The sequence below is a fragment of the Komagataeibacter xylinus genome (assembly GCF_004302915.1).
GTDB lineage: Bacteria > Pseudomonadota > Alphaproteobacteria > Acetobacterales > Acetobacteraceae > Komagataeibacter > Komagataeibacter xylinus_C.
The window spans coordinates 1-16073 of record NZ_QQBI01000048.1; the positions used below are offsets into that span (position 1 = coordinate 1).

Sequence of the window (16073 nt, forward strand, 5' to 3'; positions counted from 1 at the left end):
GCGCAGTCGTTTCTTCCAACGACCATTCTGGCACATTGCGATGCCGTGCGGGGAGGACGGCAACCACCCCATCTCGCTGTCGAGTACTGCCATCTGTTTCGGATCGTAGCGTTCCCCGGCTGCGGCCCCTTTGGGAACAGCCTGCTTGATAGCAGCCAGATCGCCGGGCGTCAGCGCAAGATCAAGCGCACCCAGCGCCTCGGAGAGCCGATCGCGCCGGCGGGCTCCTACAAGTGGTACAATATCGTCACCCTGTGCGGCCACCCAGGCGATTGCCAACTGGGCCACACTCGCATTTTTGGTGGCTGCAATTCCGCGTAATGTCTCCACGAGAGCCAGATTACGCTCGACGTTGCCTTCCTGAAAGCGGGGACTACGAACCCGAAAGTCCCCTGGTCCCTTCGCTCCTTGCCAGTGCCCGCTGATCAGGCCACGCGCGAGTACGCCATAAGCTGTTATGCCGATGCCGAGTTCACGACAGGCAGGAAGAATTTTGTCCTCGATGCCACGCGAAATCAGCGAATATTCAATTTGAAGGTCGCTGATCGGATGGACGGAAGCCGCGCGCCGGATGGTTTCCGGGCCAACTTCCGAAAGCCCGATATGCCGGACATAACCAGCCTGAACCATCTCGGCGATGGCGCCAATCGTCTCTTCAACCGGCACTGCCGGGTCCAGCCGTGCAGGCCGGTAGATGTCGACGTGATCAAGCCCGAGCCGTTGCAGCGTATAGGCCAGGAAGTTCTTCATGGCGGCAGGCCGCGCGTCGTAGGAACCCCAGTTGCCACCCGGATCCCGCATCGCACCAAACTTGACGCTGACGAGGAATCTGTCGCGAGGAATATCCCTGATCGCCTCACCAATCAGCATCTCGTTATGGCCCATGCCATAGAAATCGCCGGTGTCGAGAAGCGTGATTCCGGCATCCAGCGCGGCATGGATGGTAGCGATGCTTTCTTTCCGATCAGCCGGACCATACATGCCGGACATGCTCATACACCCAAGACCGATTTCGGATACCTGAGGGCCGCTCTTGCCAAGTTGCCGCAATTTCATATTTGAGAAAAATCCCTGTTTCCTGAAGCAGAACCCTACCACACAGGCTATATTTCGATAACCTCTCTTCCGTTTGGCTTTTTCGTCCTTTGGAACTCACGAATGTTTCGTTTGATGGAACAAATGGACAGGCGATAGTCGCCTCATGCCAGACATTGGGGAATCAGAAAGGGATTTCTCTGACGGGACATGAAACGGCATGGCCTTCAGGCAGTAATGCGATTCATGAAATCCTGTAAAAAGGGAAAAACACGCTCAGGCATGTCTTCAAGTAACGTATGTTTCGCGAAGGGTAGGTTAAGCAATCTGGCACCTTTGACCTGCTCAGCAAGCTCAAACGCCTGTTGCCGCGACACCAGCATATCATCGTCACCATGCACGACGAGCAGAGGACACCGGATGTTTTTTACAGACGCGCCGGGATAGGCATCTTCGTCGCAGCCGAGCCACATATGCGTCGCCGCCTTGAATAACTTTTCGAAATCCGGTTCGGGATTTTCCGCGTTGTAGACCGATATTTGATTCCCGAACATCCCACGCCATTTTTCAAGATTGATCTTCTGATAAATCTGCCGGGCCGGATCATTTTCCGGCAACACCCAGTGCGCGCCGACCGCTATGACGAACTCTGGTTGTACGGCATGAGATGCAGCCAGACGAAGGGCGACAATGCCACCGTCACTATGTCCGATTATACCGGATTTTTGCAGCCCCATCGCGTTAAGAACCGCGGTAAAATCATCCTGAAGCTGTCGATATGTCAGGGGGGCTGTCCCGATACCAGATCGACCATGCCCGCGCGTATCAATAGCAATCAGCCTATAATCTTCTGCCAAGTGCTTTGCGAGCGGAATGAAATCCAGCCGGCTCTGCAAGCCGCCATGAAGCAATATAATTACTCTTCCTTTCGGGTTCCCGGCTTCAGAGACGAACAAATTTGTATCGCCAACTGATACAAACTTCCCTGTATCAAACATTCGATGGCTTTCATAAGGCTGGATTACTCTGGATCGTGCAGCGAGATTATCACCGGTAAGGCCACATCCTCAAGGTTTCACGATGCCTGGTTTGCTGCCGTCAGGGCGCTGCTGGCAACCGGTCGGAAGCTTCCGTCACGTTGTCCTCTTTCCAGAAGACCCGGAAGACTTCCGAAGATATTCATGGCCGCATCATGTAACTGGGGCTATCGTCTTGCCGACATCGGAACTGAACATCAGCCGATAAAGACCGGGATATTGACAGGCAAACTGGATACAGGCCTGCCCCGCTGCCATGAATTGCATGCACGTTAAAGACATCGCTTCTGTCATGCTCTTCCCACGCCTGACGAAATCGATCCGGGCCATTTCCAGCAGGGGAAAGGTCGAGTTCTGGTCCGCAGCCATCATGGCCGGCGAAATCCCGCATATGATCCGTGCGTTAGCCATACAGGCACGACATGGGCCGGAACAGTCCGGTTTGGGGGATGGGGCATGACCGAGACATATGATTATGATCTGGTCGTGATCGGCAGCGGCCCGTCAGGCAGGCGGGCTGGGGTTCAGGCGGCGAAACTGGGTCGATCCGTGCTGATTATCGAAAAAAATACCCGGGTTGGCGGGGTCTGCGTGCATACCGGCACCATTCCGTCCAAAACCCTGCGGGAGACGGTCCTCAACCTGACAGGCTGGCGGGAGCAGGCTTTCTATGGCCGGGCTTATCGTGCCCGCAAGGATATAACCATAGCCGACCTGAACAGCCGCCTGCGCAAGACCCTGGATTATGAAGTCGATATGCTGGACCACCAGTTCGCCCGCAATGGTATAGTGGTTGCGCATGGCACGGCACGGTTCGTGGATCCGCACCATATTACGATCACTATGGACAACAGAGTTGCGCGGACTGTGTCGGGTGACAGGATCATTATTGCCGTCGGCACCCGCCCGCACCGTCCGGCCAATGTGCCCTTTGACGGGACGGTTGTGCTGGACAGCGATGAAATGACCAGCCTTGCGCGCCTGCCACGTTCCCTGACGGTAATTGGCGGGGGGGTGATCGGTATTGAATACGCGACAATATTCAGTGCGCTGGATGTGCAGGTGAGCGTTGTCGAGGCACGTGACAGTATTCTGGATTTTGTGGACCGGGGCATCATTGCCGACTTCATGCATCAGTTATGTGATCGCGGGATGCGCTTCAGGTTGGGTAGCCGGCTGGATTCAATCACGGTCGCAGATGGACAACCCGTGGCCGTCCTGGCCGATGGCGGGCAGATCCGTTCTGATATCCTGCTTTATACCGGCGGACGTTCCGGGGCTACGGATCAACTCGGGCTTGATGCATGCGGTCTGCGGGCCGACAGTCGCGGCAGGTTGCAAGTAGACCCGAAGACGTTCCAGACAGGTATCGCGCATATCTATGCCACGGGGGATGTCATCGGTTTTCCGTCCCTTGCTTCCACATCGCTGGAACAGGGGCGTATCGCAGCGTGCCATGCTTTTGGCCAGACCGTGCCGCCAGCCCCTGAATTCTTTCCTTATGGGATATATTCCGTGCCTGAAATCTCAACGGTCGGCATGACGGAAGAACAGGCAAAGGAAAAATCCATACCGTATGAATGCGGGATCGCACGCTTTCGCGAGACATCACGCGGGCATATCGCAGGCATGCATTCGGGGATGCTGAAACTGGTGATTTCCCTTGAAACCCACAGGCTGCTCGGGGTGCATATAGTCGGTGAAAGTGCCACGGAACTAATCCATATCGGTCAGGCCGTGCTTAATTTCGGGGGAACGTTCGACTACTTTATCGATGCGACCTTCAATTACCCGACATTGGCGGAAGCATACAAGATCGCGGCCCTTGATGCATGGAACCGCATTCCCCGTCGCAAGGGGGACGTGGGGTCTCCATCACCCGTGGCGACATGAAGGATCAGCTTTCCTTGCCTCCGCATTGCATGGCACCGGGCCTGCATGCAGCTGATCTTCTGGCTGGTGAAGAAAGCTGGCAACATCGAACCTGGCGGAGTAAGGCAACTATGCTCTGTAGTCGGCATCGCTCTGGGCAGGAAAGCCTGGTTGTTCGCCGGTTCCGATCGGGGCGGCCCGCGCGCGGCCGACATGTATTCCCGCATCGTCACTGCAAAGCTCAACGACGTCGATCCCCAGGCCTGTCTCGCCGACGTTCTCGCCCGGATCAACGACCAGCCGGTCTCATGCCTGCACGAGTTCCTTCCCTGGAACTGGGAAAACACCCGTCACGCCAATCATACACAGAGGTGATGCGGCTGATCGACGCCCAGTTCCTGGAAACGCCCTATTATGGCTTACGGCAGATGACATGGCATCTGCGCCGCCTGGGACATGAAGTGGGCCGCAAGCGGGTCCGGCGGCTCATGGCGATCATGGGCCTGCGGGCGATTTACCAGAAGCCGCGTACGACCGTGCCCCATCCGGAGCATCGGAAATATCCATATCTGCTGCGGGATCTGGTCATCAATCGGCCTAACCAAGACTGGTGTTCCGATATCACATATATTCCCAATCACCTGTCCAGATTGTGTGTATGCGGTGCAGAGAGTCCCAAAAATACGGGACATCTTTGTCCAAATTGGATATACACGATACATATCCATGAGGAGGGATCTCCGATGCTGACCCGTACAACACTCTTTCTATCCAATCGCTCGCAGGCGGTGCGTCTGCCGAAGATGGTCGCCTTCGGGGAACAGGTGCGTGAGGTGGTCATCGTGTCCGAAGGTCCACGGCGGATCATCGCTCCGGTCGATGTGGGGTGGGATGATTTCTTTGCGGCTCCCGGGGTGGATCTGGGGGAGCGGAACCAGCCAGCCATGCAGGAACGCGAGGCGCTCTGAATGCTGCGTTACCTGCTGGATACGAACCTCTGTATCCGGGTGTTGCGGGATCGACCGCAGGGGCTGCGTCCGAGGTTCAACAGCTGTGCGGAGGAACTCTGCATCTCGGACGTGGTGCTGTATGAGCTGCTTTATGGCGCGGAACGCTCGTCTGATCCCGTGCGCACAAGGCGTGAGGTCGAGCACTTCGCGGCAAGGCTGGCGGTCCTGCCATTCGACAGTGAAGCGGCCGCCCATACAGCGGACATTCGGGCTGCTCTTGAACGGAATGGCCGTATCATAGGTCCGTATGATCTCATGATTGCCGGGCATGCCCGGAGCAGAGGGCTGATTGTGGTGACCGGCAATCTGCGGGAATTTCAGCGGGTGGAAGGTCTTCGAACCGAGGACTGGTTGACTGAAACGGTTTGACCGGGAAAGGCTGCGGCGAGACAGAATATTGATAAAAACGATTGTTTATCAATCGACTATGTCATGCAGTAGAGCCTCTCTACGAACCCGCTGACAAACTGCAATTTTCTTTGGTTGCAGGCCCCCTGAAACCAGATACAAATCCTTGATTTGACACGATAAACCCGCTCGCACACGGCGGGTTTTTTGTTGTCTGAAATTCCCTGCAGGAAACACATGGGAAACAGATGAAAAGGTAATCCGGCGCAATTTTGTCGAAGGTCACATGTGTGTGAATGTGGGGCAGGGTGCCCTGATGCCTGTTTCGGGATATCGTTCCGGCCTCACCGAGTCAGGTTCAGGAGACGCAGGAGCAGTCATGGCCGCAGACGAACTCACGGGACTGATCCGATATCTCGGCCAGGAGGACTGGCAGGAGTGTTTTGGCGAAGTGCTTGGCGATCACATTGGTCCGGCGCTGGAAGCGGGCGACATCTCCTTCGAGGATCTGGCGGAGATGATCGGCCCCGACGTTGCCATGACGCTGTGGGGCTGCGCCTTCGAGGATTTTCTCGGGCAGGACTGGGATGACGGCCGGAACTTCGTCGACGTTTACCTCAAGCGTCGGAGCTGGAAGGAAGGGCCGCGTAACAGCGCCTACATGCGTGCCCTCAAGGCTTCGGTCATGAGCCTGTATGAAGTCTCGGACATCAGACCCGGCCAGAGCCTGATGGCGCGAGACCTGCTGCGGGGTAGTGATCCGGTTCTGGTGCATGAAGGCACGGCAACCCGGACACTGGAGCAGTGGGACCGGATTGCAGCACGTCTCGTGCCGTCCGATGGGAAGACCATTCTGGCAGGCGGACTGCTCGCCTATTCGCGGGGTGCCTGTGAGGATCTGGCTGCGAACCTTTACAGGGCTCTGCGGAAAAGACGGGGCAAGGCGGAGTTTCCGAAAGTCGATACGCAGACCCTGCGTGAGCTTGCGCCGATGTTCACGCTGACCTGGCTGTTCCGGACGCTGGAGGACATGGCCCGGCAGATGGAGGGGCCAGCTTTGTTCAATGGGGACGGAGAGGATCTGGTCTTCCACGAAGTGTGTTTCCCGCTGGCAAAGGGCGTGACGCAGAAGATGGTGGCGGATGTGCTTGACGGGATGGCAGCCCTGCGGGCAGAGAGCCGGTCATTCTGGAACTGGCTGAAAGAGCCGATGAGCGATCCCGTGCGCAAGGCTGGACGGGATGAAAACGGGCGGTTCCTGCGCACGGAGATGGATGATGGTGCGATCGTGCTGGGCACGCTGGATCTGAAGGGGCGGCAGTTGCGGCTGCAGGTGAACTCGAAAGAGCGTGCCGAACGTGGTCGTGCCATGCTGCAGGTCGGTCTGGGAGATCTCGTGCGCGCTCCGCTCATGCAGATCATGACGCCGGCGCAGGCGATGGAAGAGCGGGGGACGCATGGACGGGAGGTCTCGCCAGAACTGCAGATCCCGCCCGAGGAGGAAGCCCGGATTATCGGGCAGATGCTGGAGCAGCACTATCGGCAGGTGCTTGATGAGCCAGTCCCGGCCCTGGGGGATATGACGCCGCGCCAGGCCGTCCAGACAGCTTCAGGACGTAAAAAGGTGACCATCTGGTTGAAGGATATCGAAAACACTACGGTCCGCGCCCAAGGGAGTGGCGGTGGCATGGCTGCCTACGATTTTGGGTGGATGTGGCACGAACTCGGAATCATCAGGCTCAGGAAATAGTCCGCTTTCGCCTCATGCCAGTCATTGCGGGTTGTTGAAAATGTTCCCAATAGCGGACATTCTGGAAATGACCTTCGAATGTCCATTAAACGGTGGTTTTTCTGACGGGCTAAACTTCTCCCTTTCGAGGCGAGGTTGGCTGCCTGTCAGGTCAAGATACCCGTTAAATTTTCAACGTACAGGCGGTCCCACTCAATCGAGGCGTAGGGTAGTCTTGCCTTTCACCGGAGCCGCACTCTTAAGTCCTGGATCAGCACCGCTATCTTCCCCAATTTTCTCTAATCTTCTATAGTGATCCTGACCACATTAGACGGCAGCCCCATGACCGACGAAATTCTGACGATCCGGGAGATGGCGGAGCTTCTGAAGATCAATGAGAAGACCGCCTACAAGCTTGCTTCGGCAGGCAAGCTTCCCGGCTTCAAGGTAGGTGGGTCTTGGAGGTTTGAGCGGCTGGAAGTCGCGAACTGGATCAAGCGCAAGGTCGAAGCGCAGCTTGAAGGTGGCGACGAGGCATGACAAACGAGGCCGACACATGCCGGAAATTTGTTGTTCCCAAGTTGCAGGCAGCTGGGTGGGATAACGACCCTCATTCCATCGCCGAGCAGCGCACTATCACTGACGGCCGCGTCATTCCGGTGGGGAAGGGTTTTGTCCGCAAGCCGCCCAAGCGGGTGGACTACCTGCTACGCTACATGCGGGACTTTCCGCTGGCTGTGGTCGAGGCGAAGGCCGGCTACAAATCCGCGACCGACGCTGTGCAGCAGGCCCGCGAATATGCGGAAATCCTCGGCCTCAAATACGCCTACGCTACGAATGGTGCCGAGATCATCGAGATTGACTACTTCAAGGGGACAGAAACGCGCGTTGCCGACTTCCCCACACCTGAAGGCCTTTGGCAGCGCTATCAGGCGGGAAGCGGGATCGACACGCCCGAACGGGTGGAGCACCTGATCGCCCCCTATAATGCGATCGGTGGCAAGCCGCCCCGATACTATCAGCAGATAGCCATCAACCGCACGGTCGAAGCCATCCTTGCCGGAAGGAAGCGCCTGCTTCTCACGATGGCGACGGGAACGGGCAAGACCATCGTGGCCTTCCAGATTTGCTGGAAGCTCTGGTCGAGCCGCTGGAACACGACCGGCGAGCATCGCAAGCCGCGTATCCTGTTCCTTGCGGATCGCAATATCCTCATTGACGACCCGAAGGACAAGACCTTCACGCCCTTCGGGGACGCGCGCCACAAGATCGAATCCGGCGAGATCGTCAAAAGCCGAGAAATGTATTTCGCCATCTATCAGGCGCTCGCCGAGGATGAGCGCCGTGCCGGGCTTTTTCGGGACTATCCGCCAGACTTCTTCGATCTCATCATTGTCGATGAATGCCACCGGGGAAGCGCGCGGGACGACAGTTCATGGCGCGTTATCCTTGAGCACTTCAAGCCCGCCTACCAGCTCGGCATGACGGCGACGCCGCTGCGTGAGGACAACCGCGACACCTACCTCTATTTCGGCAGTCCGATTTACGAATACAGCCTGCGCCAGGGCATCGACGACGGCTTTCTCGCGCCCTACCGGGTGCATCGCGTCATCACCCAATGGGACGCGGCGGGCTGGCGGCCGAGCAAGGACGAGGTTGACCGCTTCGGCCGCTCGATCCCCGATGACGAATATCAGACCAAGGACTTCGAGCGGACCGTCGCCTTGCGCGCCCGCACGGAGGCCATCGCCCGCCATTTGACCGACTTTCTCAAGAAGACCGATCGTTTCGCCAAGACCATCGTGTTTTGCGTCGATCAGGAACACGCCTCGGAAATGCGGCAGGCGCTCGTCAACCTCAATGCCGATCTTGTGGCGCAGTATCCCGACTATGTAGCGCGTGTCACCGCCGACGAGGGCGCCATCGGACGCGGCCACCTGTCCAAATTCCAAGACCTTGAAACCAAAACGCCGGTCATCCTTACGTCGTCGCAACTGCTGACGACCGGCGTTGATGCGCCGACCTGTAAGAACGTGGTTCTGGCGCGCGTCGTCGGGTCGATGAGCGAGTTCAAGCAGATCATCGGGCGCGGGACACGCCTGCGCGATGATTACGGGAAGCTGTGGTTCAACATCCTCGATTACACCGGGACGGCCACCCGCATGTTCGCCGACCCGGATTTCGACGGCGATCCGGCCCGGATCACGGAAGAGGAAGTCAACGACGCCGGCGAGACCACGGCGACGACGGAAATCGTCCCCGAAGGGCAGGAACCGGAGCCCTTACCGCCGGAGGCTGGCGAACCCGGCGTGATCGAACCGCCGACAGGCGAGCCGCGCAAATTCTATTTCGACGGCGGCCAGGTCGAGGTCGTGGCCCATCTGGTCCACGAGCTTGATCCGAACGGCGGGCAGCTTCGCGTCGTCAAATATACCGATTACGCCGCCGAAAGCGTCCGCTCGCTTGCGCCGACCTCCGCCGAGTTACGCAAACGCTGGGCGGATACAGACCAGCGCAGCGAGATCATCACCGCGTTGGTCGAGCGCGGTATCGACTTCGACGTTCTTGCCGAACAGTCTGGCCAGACCGACGCCGACCCCTTCGATCTGCTTTGCCATCTGGCCTTCAACGCCCCGCTTCGCACAAGGCGCGAGCGGGCGCAGCGCCTCAAGGCCGAGCGCAAGGACTATTTCGAGAAATTTTCCCCGGAGGCGCGTCAGGTGCTCGACGAGCTTCTGGAAAAATATGCGGAACACGGCGACGCGCAGTTTGTCTTGCCGGACGTGCTCAAGGTTCCGCCCATCTCAACCCACGGCCAGCCCGCCGAAATCATCAAGCTGTTCGGCGGCCCCGACGAGCTTCGCCGGGCCGTGAACGACCTGCAGGGACTGCTCTATGGCGCGAATTAAGAAGAAGAGCGGCGCAGACGCCGCACCGATGACGACTTCCCAAATGCTCGGGAGCCTTCTCAAGTCCGCGCGCGACATCATGCGCAAGGACAAGGGGCTGAACGGCGACCTCGACCGTCTACCGCTTCTTACCTGGATCATGTTCCTGAAATTCCTCGACGACCTCGAACAGCAGCGCGAGGAGGAAACCGCGCTGTCCGGCAAGAAGTTCAAACCCGCCATTGAGGCCCCGTATCGCTGGCGCGATTGGGCCGCCGACCCGCAGGGCATCACGGGTGATGAGTTGCTGTCCTTCATCAATTCCGACGAAGCCGTGCGGGCGGACGGGACGAAAGGCCCCGGCCTGTTCGCTTATCTGCGCTCCCTCTCAAGCTCCAATGGCGACAACCGCCGCGACGTGATCGCCACCGTGTTCAAGGGCGTCGATAACCGCATGAAGAGCGGCTATCTGCTCCGCGACATCATCAACAAGGTTGGCGGGATTCATTTCACGTCGTCGGACGAGCTTCACACCCTCGGAGCGCTTTACGAATCCATGCTCCGCGAAATGCGCGACGCGGCGGGCGATTCCGGCGAGTTCTATACGCCGCGCGCCGTCGTCCGCTTCATGGTGGAAGTCACCGACCCGCGCCTTGGCGAAACCGTCCTCGACCCGGCCAGCGGCACAGGCGGGTTTCTGGTGGAGGCGTACAACCACCTTGAGAAGCAGGTGAAGACCGTCGCCGACCGCAAGCGTCTGCAAAACGACACCATCACCGGCTGCGAACCCAAATCCCTGCCTTATCTGCTCTGCCAGATGAACCTGCTGCTGCATGGGCTGGACGCACCGCAGATAGACCCTAACAACACCCTGCGCTTCAAACTCTCCGAGATCGGCGAGAAAGAGCGCGTCGATGTGATCCTCACCAATCCGCCCTTCGGGGGCGAGGAAGAGAAAGGCATCCAAGGCAACTTCCCTGAAGACCGCCAGACTGCGGAAACCGCGCTGCTGTTCCTTCAGCTCATCATGCGCAAGCTCAAACGCCAGCCGACTCCCGTGGGGCGCCCGGCGCGTGCCGCCGTCGTCGTGCCCAATGGAACTCTGTTCGGTGACGGCGTTTGCGCCCGCATCAAGGAAGAGCTTCTCAAGGAGTTCAACCTTCATACCATCGTGCGGCTGCCCAACGGCGTGTTCGCGCCCTACACCAGCATCCCTACCAACATCCTGTTTTTCGACCGCTCCGGCCCGACGAAGGAGGTCTGGTACTACGAACAGCCCTTGCCCGAGGGCCGCAAGAACTACACCAAGACCAAGCCCATGCAGTTCGAGGAGTTCAAGGGCTGCATGGCGTGGTGGGCAAAGCGCGAGGAGAACGATCAGGCTTGGAAAGCCTCGGTCAAGGAATTGCTCGATGCCAACTGCAATCTCGATCGTAAGAACCCGCGCGCCAAGGTGGACTTTGAGCACCTGCCACCGGATCAGCTTGCCGACGACATCCTCAAGAAGGAACTGCGGATCGCAGAGCTGATGCGGGAGATTAAGGTGGCGCTGGGGGCAAGCGCATGAGTGCGGCCTGGCCGACCGTTGCTCTTGGTGATGTGCTCCGTCGTTCTGAGCACATAATTCCACTTGATCCGGAGGCGACCTATAAGGAGGTGACGGTTCGCATCAACGGTAAGGGGGTTGTCGAACGTCGGCAGGTGAAGGGCGTTGAGATTGCCGCAGACCGCCGCTACCGGGCGAAGTCCGGGCAGTTCATCATTTCGCGCATTGACGCGCGGCACGGCGCTAGCGGCCTCATCCCTGATGATCTGGATGGCGCGATCGTCACCAACGATTTTCCTCTGTTTGATGCAGCCAAGGATCGTTTAGACCCTGCATTCCTTGGCTGGATGTCAAAGACTGCCTCGTTTGTTGATCTATGCAAACGAGCCAGCGAAGGTACCACCAATCGAGTCAGGCTTTCAGAAGATCGCTTCAAAGCCCTGAATATCCTCCTTCCGCCGGTCAACGAGCAGCGCCGCATCGTCGCGCGCATCGAAGAACTGGCCACGAAGGTGAAGGAAGCGCAGCAATTTCGGACTACTGCTACCGAAGAAGTCGATGCCCAATGGCCTGCCATACTCAAACTTGCTTTCGATGGGCGGCTCGTCGGCACTGTTCCGTTCAAGACGAGTGCTCAAGAGCTTCTAATGCAATCGACGAGGCTCCATGCGGGCTATCGGGCAAGCAACAATAATAATGCCTACCCGCATAAGCCGCAGATTATTGGCGACGGTCCATACATTCTGCCAACAGGATGGTGTTGGACAACTTTGGGGTCTGTGCTCACGCATATGGTCGATTGCGTCAACGACACTCCAAATTTCGCGGAAATCGACACGGGACTTCTGGGGCTGAAGACAACCAACATCAGGCCGTATCGGCTCGACCTGCAACGTCGATGGTACATGACTCCCGACGACTTCGCCTCTTGGAATCGCCGGCAGTCGCCGCAAGCGGGTGACATCGTTCTTACAAGGGAAGCACCCGTCGGAAACGTGTGCATGGTCCCAGAAGGCATTTCGGCATGTCTGACGCAACGCCTGATGCTGCTTCGGGCAGAACATCGCGTGATACAGGGTCGTTATCTTCTGCACTTTCTGAACAGCCCCTGTTTCACCGACCAAATCGCGGCCAGCGGTCGGGGGCAGACCCATCCACACATCCGTGTCGGAGATGCTCCACATTTCTTTCTGCCACTCCCCCCAATGGAGCAGCAAGTCAAAATTGTTGCCGAACTCGACGCACTTCAATCCAAGCTCGATGCGGTGAAGGCGCTCCAAACTGAAACCGCCGCCGAGCTGGCCGCCATGCTTCCCGCGATTCTCGACAAGGCATTCAAGGGGGGATTGTGACGACATGAGCGTCGGGACCACGCCATCCGCGCCTCTGACCGAAAAGGCCGCCCTTGCGGACCTTTTGGCATGGGCGGAGAAACGGCCTGCTTGGCAGAAAGATGCGCTTCGCCGGCTGGTCACAGGCGAAACGCTCGACGATCGGGCGATTGCAGAACTTACGGAGCTTTGCCTCGATCCCGCGCGCACCCATACGCCGATTTCGCAATCGCATATCGTGGCCGAAACCAGTGCGGCAGAGCCGATTTCACTTATTTCGATAAAGAACCCCACCGCCATCAACGCGCTTGCCAGCCAGCAGGAGTTGTCCTTCGAGCCTTCCGGGCTGACGGTAATTTACGGCGACAACGGTTCGGGAAAGTCCGGCTATGTCCGTGTCCTGAAACACGCATGTCGGTCACGGGACGAGAAGTTCGCAATCCACAGGGACTTGGAGGATAAGACCGACGCGCCGCAATCTGCTGAGATACGTTTCGCGCGAGGTGCGAACACCGAACAATTTAATTGGACGCCCGACGGCGAGCCGCACGGCGATCTGCCCTCGGTCAGCATCTTCGATTCCCGAAGCGCGAGTATCCACGTCGAAAGCACCAACGAGGTAGCCTACATCCCCCGGCCAATGCGCTTGCTGGAGGCGCTAGCCGACGCTTCCGACCGCGTCAAAACGGGGCTCGACGGCAAGATTGCAACGCTCAAGAGTCAGGTGCCGCTTGCGATTTCAAACCCCTCGCTGAGCAAGGAAACGGCGGCTGGCAGCTACGTCTTCGGGTTAAGCGCGAAATCCAACATTCCCCAGCTTGATAAGCTCGCTGCGCTTAGCGATCAGGAAGCTGCTCGTGTCACCACGCTGGAAACCGACTTCGCTCAAGACCCCAAGCGCGCCGTGGCGCGGCTTGATAATCAGCGCGGTGAAGTGGAGCGCATCCAGACGACCCTTCAAGGTCTTATTGCGGCTACGGATGCGGAGGCATTCGCGGGAATCAAGACACTGAGAAAGACCCACGGCGATGCCGTGGAAGCCGCGTCGGTAGCATCGCAACAGCTATTCAGCGCATCGCCGCTGCCCAAGGTGGGCCAAGCCGCCTGGCAAAAATTGTGGGAGGCCGCGCGCAACTACGCGGACACCGTGGCCTATCCCGGCAAGACCTTCCCTTCGAGCGAAGCGGATACGCTTTGCGTGCTTTGTCAGCAGCCCCTCGACGCAGAGGCAATTGCACGCCAACAGACATTCGAGTCGTTTGTAAAAAGCTCGACAAAGGCTGACGAAGCGACGGCGCGCACGAAGCTGGACGCCGCGCTCACGCAGTTGAAAGGGCGGATGCTGCGCCTTGGCGATGTGCTGAAACTCGGCAAATTCCTCGCCACCGAGATCGGCGATGCGGCGCTTGCCCAGCAAGTCCGCCGGGCCTTCGTCGTGGTGCTTTGGCGGCTTCGGGCAATGGTCAGGGCATACGGCGAGCCCAAGCCGCTTGGCGCTGATCCGCTCCAGGCACTTACGGCGCTCGCAACCGATCTCAAAACCCGTGCCGCGCAGCTTTCCGCCGATACGCAGAGCGACGACTACAAGAAACTGAAATCCGAATACCTTGAACTCAAGGAGCGTTTCGCCCTTGCGCCGCTGCTCCCGGATATCAAGGCGCAAATTGCGCGCCTTAAGGAAATCGAGTCGATCAACACCGCGCTGAAGGCGACCGCCAAGAAGCCGATCACCGATAAGAACAAGGAACTCTCGGATCGTATGGTGACGGACGCGCTGCGCGGTCGGTTTGCGCGCGAGATCGGAAAACTCAGACTGTCCAGAATGCCGGTCGAGCTTCGCAAAGAGAAAGACCGGCAGGCCGTATCGTATTTTCGCGTCGCGTTGGTAGAGAATCCCAACGCCAAGGTCGGCGAGATATTCAGCGAAGGCGAGCACCGCTGCGTCGCGCTCGCCGCGTTCCTCGCCGAGCTGGTCACGGCACAGCATTATTCCGGCATCGTTTTCGACGATCCGATGTCATCGCTTGATCACATCCACAGAGGCGCGGTTGCGTCGCGGCTAGTGGAAGAGGCAGAACACCGCCAAGTCGTCGTATTCACGCATGACCTTGTGTTCCTGTACGAACTTCGCCGCGAAGCGGAAAAGGCAAACCGGCCAATCGCGTTTCGCAACGTCAGGCGTCAACAAGACAAGCCCGGCTACATTGAAAATGAGTTGCCGGACAAGGCGAAATCTGGACTTGAGATGTGCAATGCGCTGCGGTCGTCGCTGAAATCAGCAAAATCCGGCTTCGATAAGCTGACCGATACCCAACGCACCATCTTCTGCAAAGGTACAATTGGTCAACTGCGGGATGCTTGGGAACAGGCGATCTCCGATTATGTCCGCCCCGTGCTTGAACGGTTCGACAACAAGGTCAAGCCGACCTCAATATTTAAACTCGGCATTCTAACCGAGGATGACGTGAAGCGCGTTATGGCCGCGCAATCGAGGCTGTCTGAAGACCTTCATTCGTCGGCACAGGCACTCAACCCCGAAGCCGTATCGCTTGATGACCTGCTCAATGAGGTTAGGGCGCTGGAAGACTGGATTCAGTCTATCCGCGACCGCCAGAAGAACGCAGTTAAGCCTATACTGAGGTAGGACTCCGCCTGATTGGACGCCGTGCTTCCGGCTGTGCTCAACGAGGCGTGCAAAAAGATTTACGAATGCCAACATGGCATTTTGTATGACTTCCTTGAAGGGAATGTCTGATAATTAATTGTTTTAAAAGATAAAAATACACTATTTATAATCGAGTGGGAATTATAAATAAAACCACCAAACCGACGCTAACCCGAACGAACGTCCGGTATTTTAAGTTCTACGCTACGAACGGACATTCCGTTATCCCCCCAAGTCAGACGTTCCATTCCGGCTGTTCATGCAGGGAGAAATTATCTTTGAGCAAGGCGGGCATGATTTGTGAAGTGGATATGTCCGCTGGGACGTCGTATCTGCACTGTGCCTCTTCATGCGTGCCTTTGTTGTTCATACACGCGCAGATTCAGATCGGTGAGATCGAGGAGAGGCGTCGGGATCTGATGGACGCGCGCCCGCCTGACCAGGACACCAATAATCTGTTGCGCCTCCACAGGAGCGCCCTGCAGCAGATCCCGGAACATGGAGGACGTCAGGGTGGAGTCCGTTTTCGTCAGGATGTGAGTGCTGGTTGTAATCTCCCCAAATGTGCTGGTTGAAAATTCCCCAGTTTGAGAACTGTGCGTGATCGTCATG

11 protein-coding genes and 4 pseudogenes are annotated in these 16073 nt (G+C 57.9%); 11 read left to right on the forward strand and 4 right to left on the reverse strand.

The annotated features are described in order from the left end of the window. From DV027_RS15700 to DV027_RS18150, 3 genes and pseudogenes are all read right to left on the reverse strand, one after another. Nucleotides 1–1056 (reverse strand): aldo/keto reductase (locus tag DV027_RS15700; RefSeq protein WP_242621961.1); only part of this gene is annotated, 1056 nt, incomplete at its 3' end. Between the two features lie 206 nt (nucleotides 1057–1262). Next, nucleotides 1263–2033, reverse strand: a complete 771-nt coding sequence (locus tag DV027_RS15705) for an alpha/beta fold hydrolase (protein WP_130732831.1) — start codon at nucleotides 2031–2033, stop codon at nucleotides 1263–1265. Between the two features lie 83 nt (nucleotides 2034–2116). Beyond that, nucleotides 2117–2483 (reverse strand): annotated as a pseudogene (locus DV027_RS18150) (TetR-like C-terminal domain-containing protein); the annotation flags it as partial. A 45-nt stretch (nucleotides 2484–2528) separates the two neighbouring features. On the opposite strand from DV027_RS18150, the gene sthA reads away from it, so the two are divergent. From sthA to DV027_RS15765, 11 genes and pseudogenes are all read left to right on the forward strand, one after another. After that, nucleotides 2529–3965, forward strand: coding sequence for a Si-specific NAD(P)(+) transhydrogenase (gene sthA / locus DV027_RS15715; RefSeq protein WP_130732832.1), 1437 nt, complete (start codon nucleotides 2529–2531; stop codon nucleotides 3963–3965). Nucleotides 3966–4088: 123 nt separating this feature from the next. Continuing rightward, nucleotides 4089–4319: pseudogene (locus DV027_RS15720) on the forward strand (transposase domain-containing protein); the annotation flags it as partial. Continuing rightward, nucleotides 4313–4579: pseudogene (locus DV027_RS15725) on the forward strand (IS3 family transposase); the annotation flags it as partial. The pseudogenes DV027_RS15720 and DV027_RS15725, both read left to right, overlap by 7 nt. A 132-nt stretch (nucleotides 4580–4711) precedes the next feature. Further along, nucleotides 4712–4912, forward strand: a pseudogene (gene vapB, locus DV027_RS15730) (type II toxin-antitoxin system VapB family antitoxin); the annotation flags it as partial. Beyond that, nucleotides 4913–5323, forward strand: a complete 411-nt coding sequence (gene vapC / locus DV027_RS15735; RefSeq protein ID WP_130732833.1) for a type II toxin-antitoxin system tRNA(fMet)-specific endonuclease VapC — start codon at nucleotides 4913–4915, stop codon at nucleotides 5321–5323. It abuts the pseudogene before it with no gap. A gap of 358 nt (nucleotides 5324–5681) precedes the next feature. After that, the gene (locus DV027_RS15740) at nucleotides 5682–7052 is read left to right on the forward strand and encodes a DUF7986 domain-containing protein (protein ID WP_130732834.1); all 1371 of its coding nucleotides are present in this window, start codon (nucleotides 5682–5684) and stop codon (nucleotides 7050–7052) included. A gap of 321 nt (nucleotides 7053–7373) precedes the next feature. Next, nucleotides 7374–7571 carry a helix-turn-helix domain-containing protein gene (locus tag DV027_RS15745; RefSeq protein ID WP_130732835.1) on the forward strand — a complete coding sequence of 66 codons (198 nt, stop codon included), beginning with the start codon at nucleotides 7374–7376 and terminating at the stop codon, nucleotides 7569–7571. Next, entirely contained in the window at nucleotides 7568–9940 is a 2373-nt protein-coding gene (hsdR, locus tag DV027_RS15750; protein WP_130732836.1) for an EcoAI/FtnUII family type I restriction enzme subunit R, read from the forward strand. Before DV027_RS15745 ends, hsdR begins: the two co-directional genes overlap by 4 nt. Further along, nucleotides 9927–11486, forward strand: coding sequence for a type I restriction-modification system subunit M (locus DV027_RS15755; protein ID WP_207303520.1), 1560 nt, complete (start codon nucleotides 9927–9929; stop codon nucleotides 11484–11486). The genes hsdR and DV027_RS15755 overlap by 14 nt, the downstream gene beginning before the upstream one ends. After that, entirely contained in the window at nucleotides 11483–12817 is a 1335-nt protein-coding gene (locus DV027_RS15760; protein ID WP_130732837.1) for a restriction endonuclease subunit S, read from the forward strand. The genes DV027_RS15755 and DV027_RS15760 overlap by 4 nt, the downstream gene beginning before the upstream one ends. Before the next feature lie 4 nt (nucleotides 12818–12821). Beyond that, the gene (locus tag DV027_RS15765; protein ID WP_130732838.1) at nucleotides 12822–15440 is read left to right on the forward strand and encodes an AAA family ATPase; all 2619 of its coding nucleotides are present in this window, start codon (nucleotides 12822–12824) and stop codon (nucleotides 15438–15440) included. A 368-nt stretch (nucleotides 15441–15808) separates the two neighbouring features. Here the strand turns inward: DV027_RS15765 and DV027_RS15770 are convergent. Further along, a partial coding sequence (locus DV027_RS15770) for a ketopantoate reductase C-terminal domain-containing protein (protein WP_275101012.1) occupies nucleotides 15809–16073 on the reverse strand: 265 nt, incomplete at its 5' end.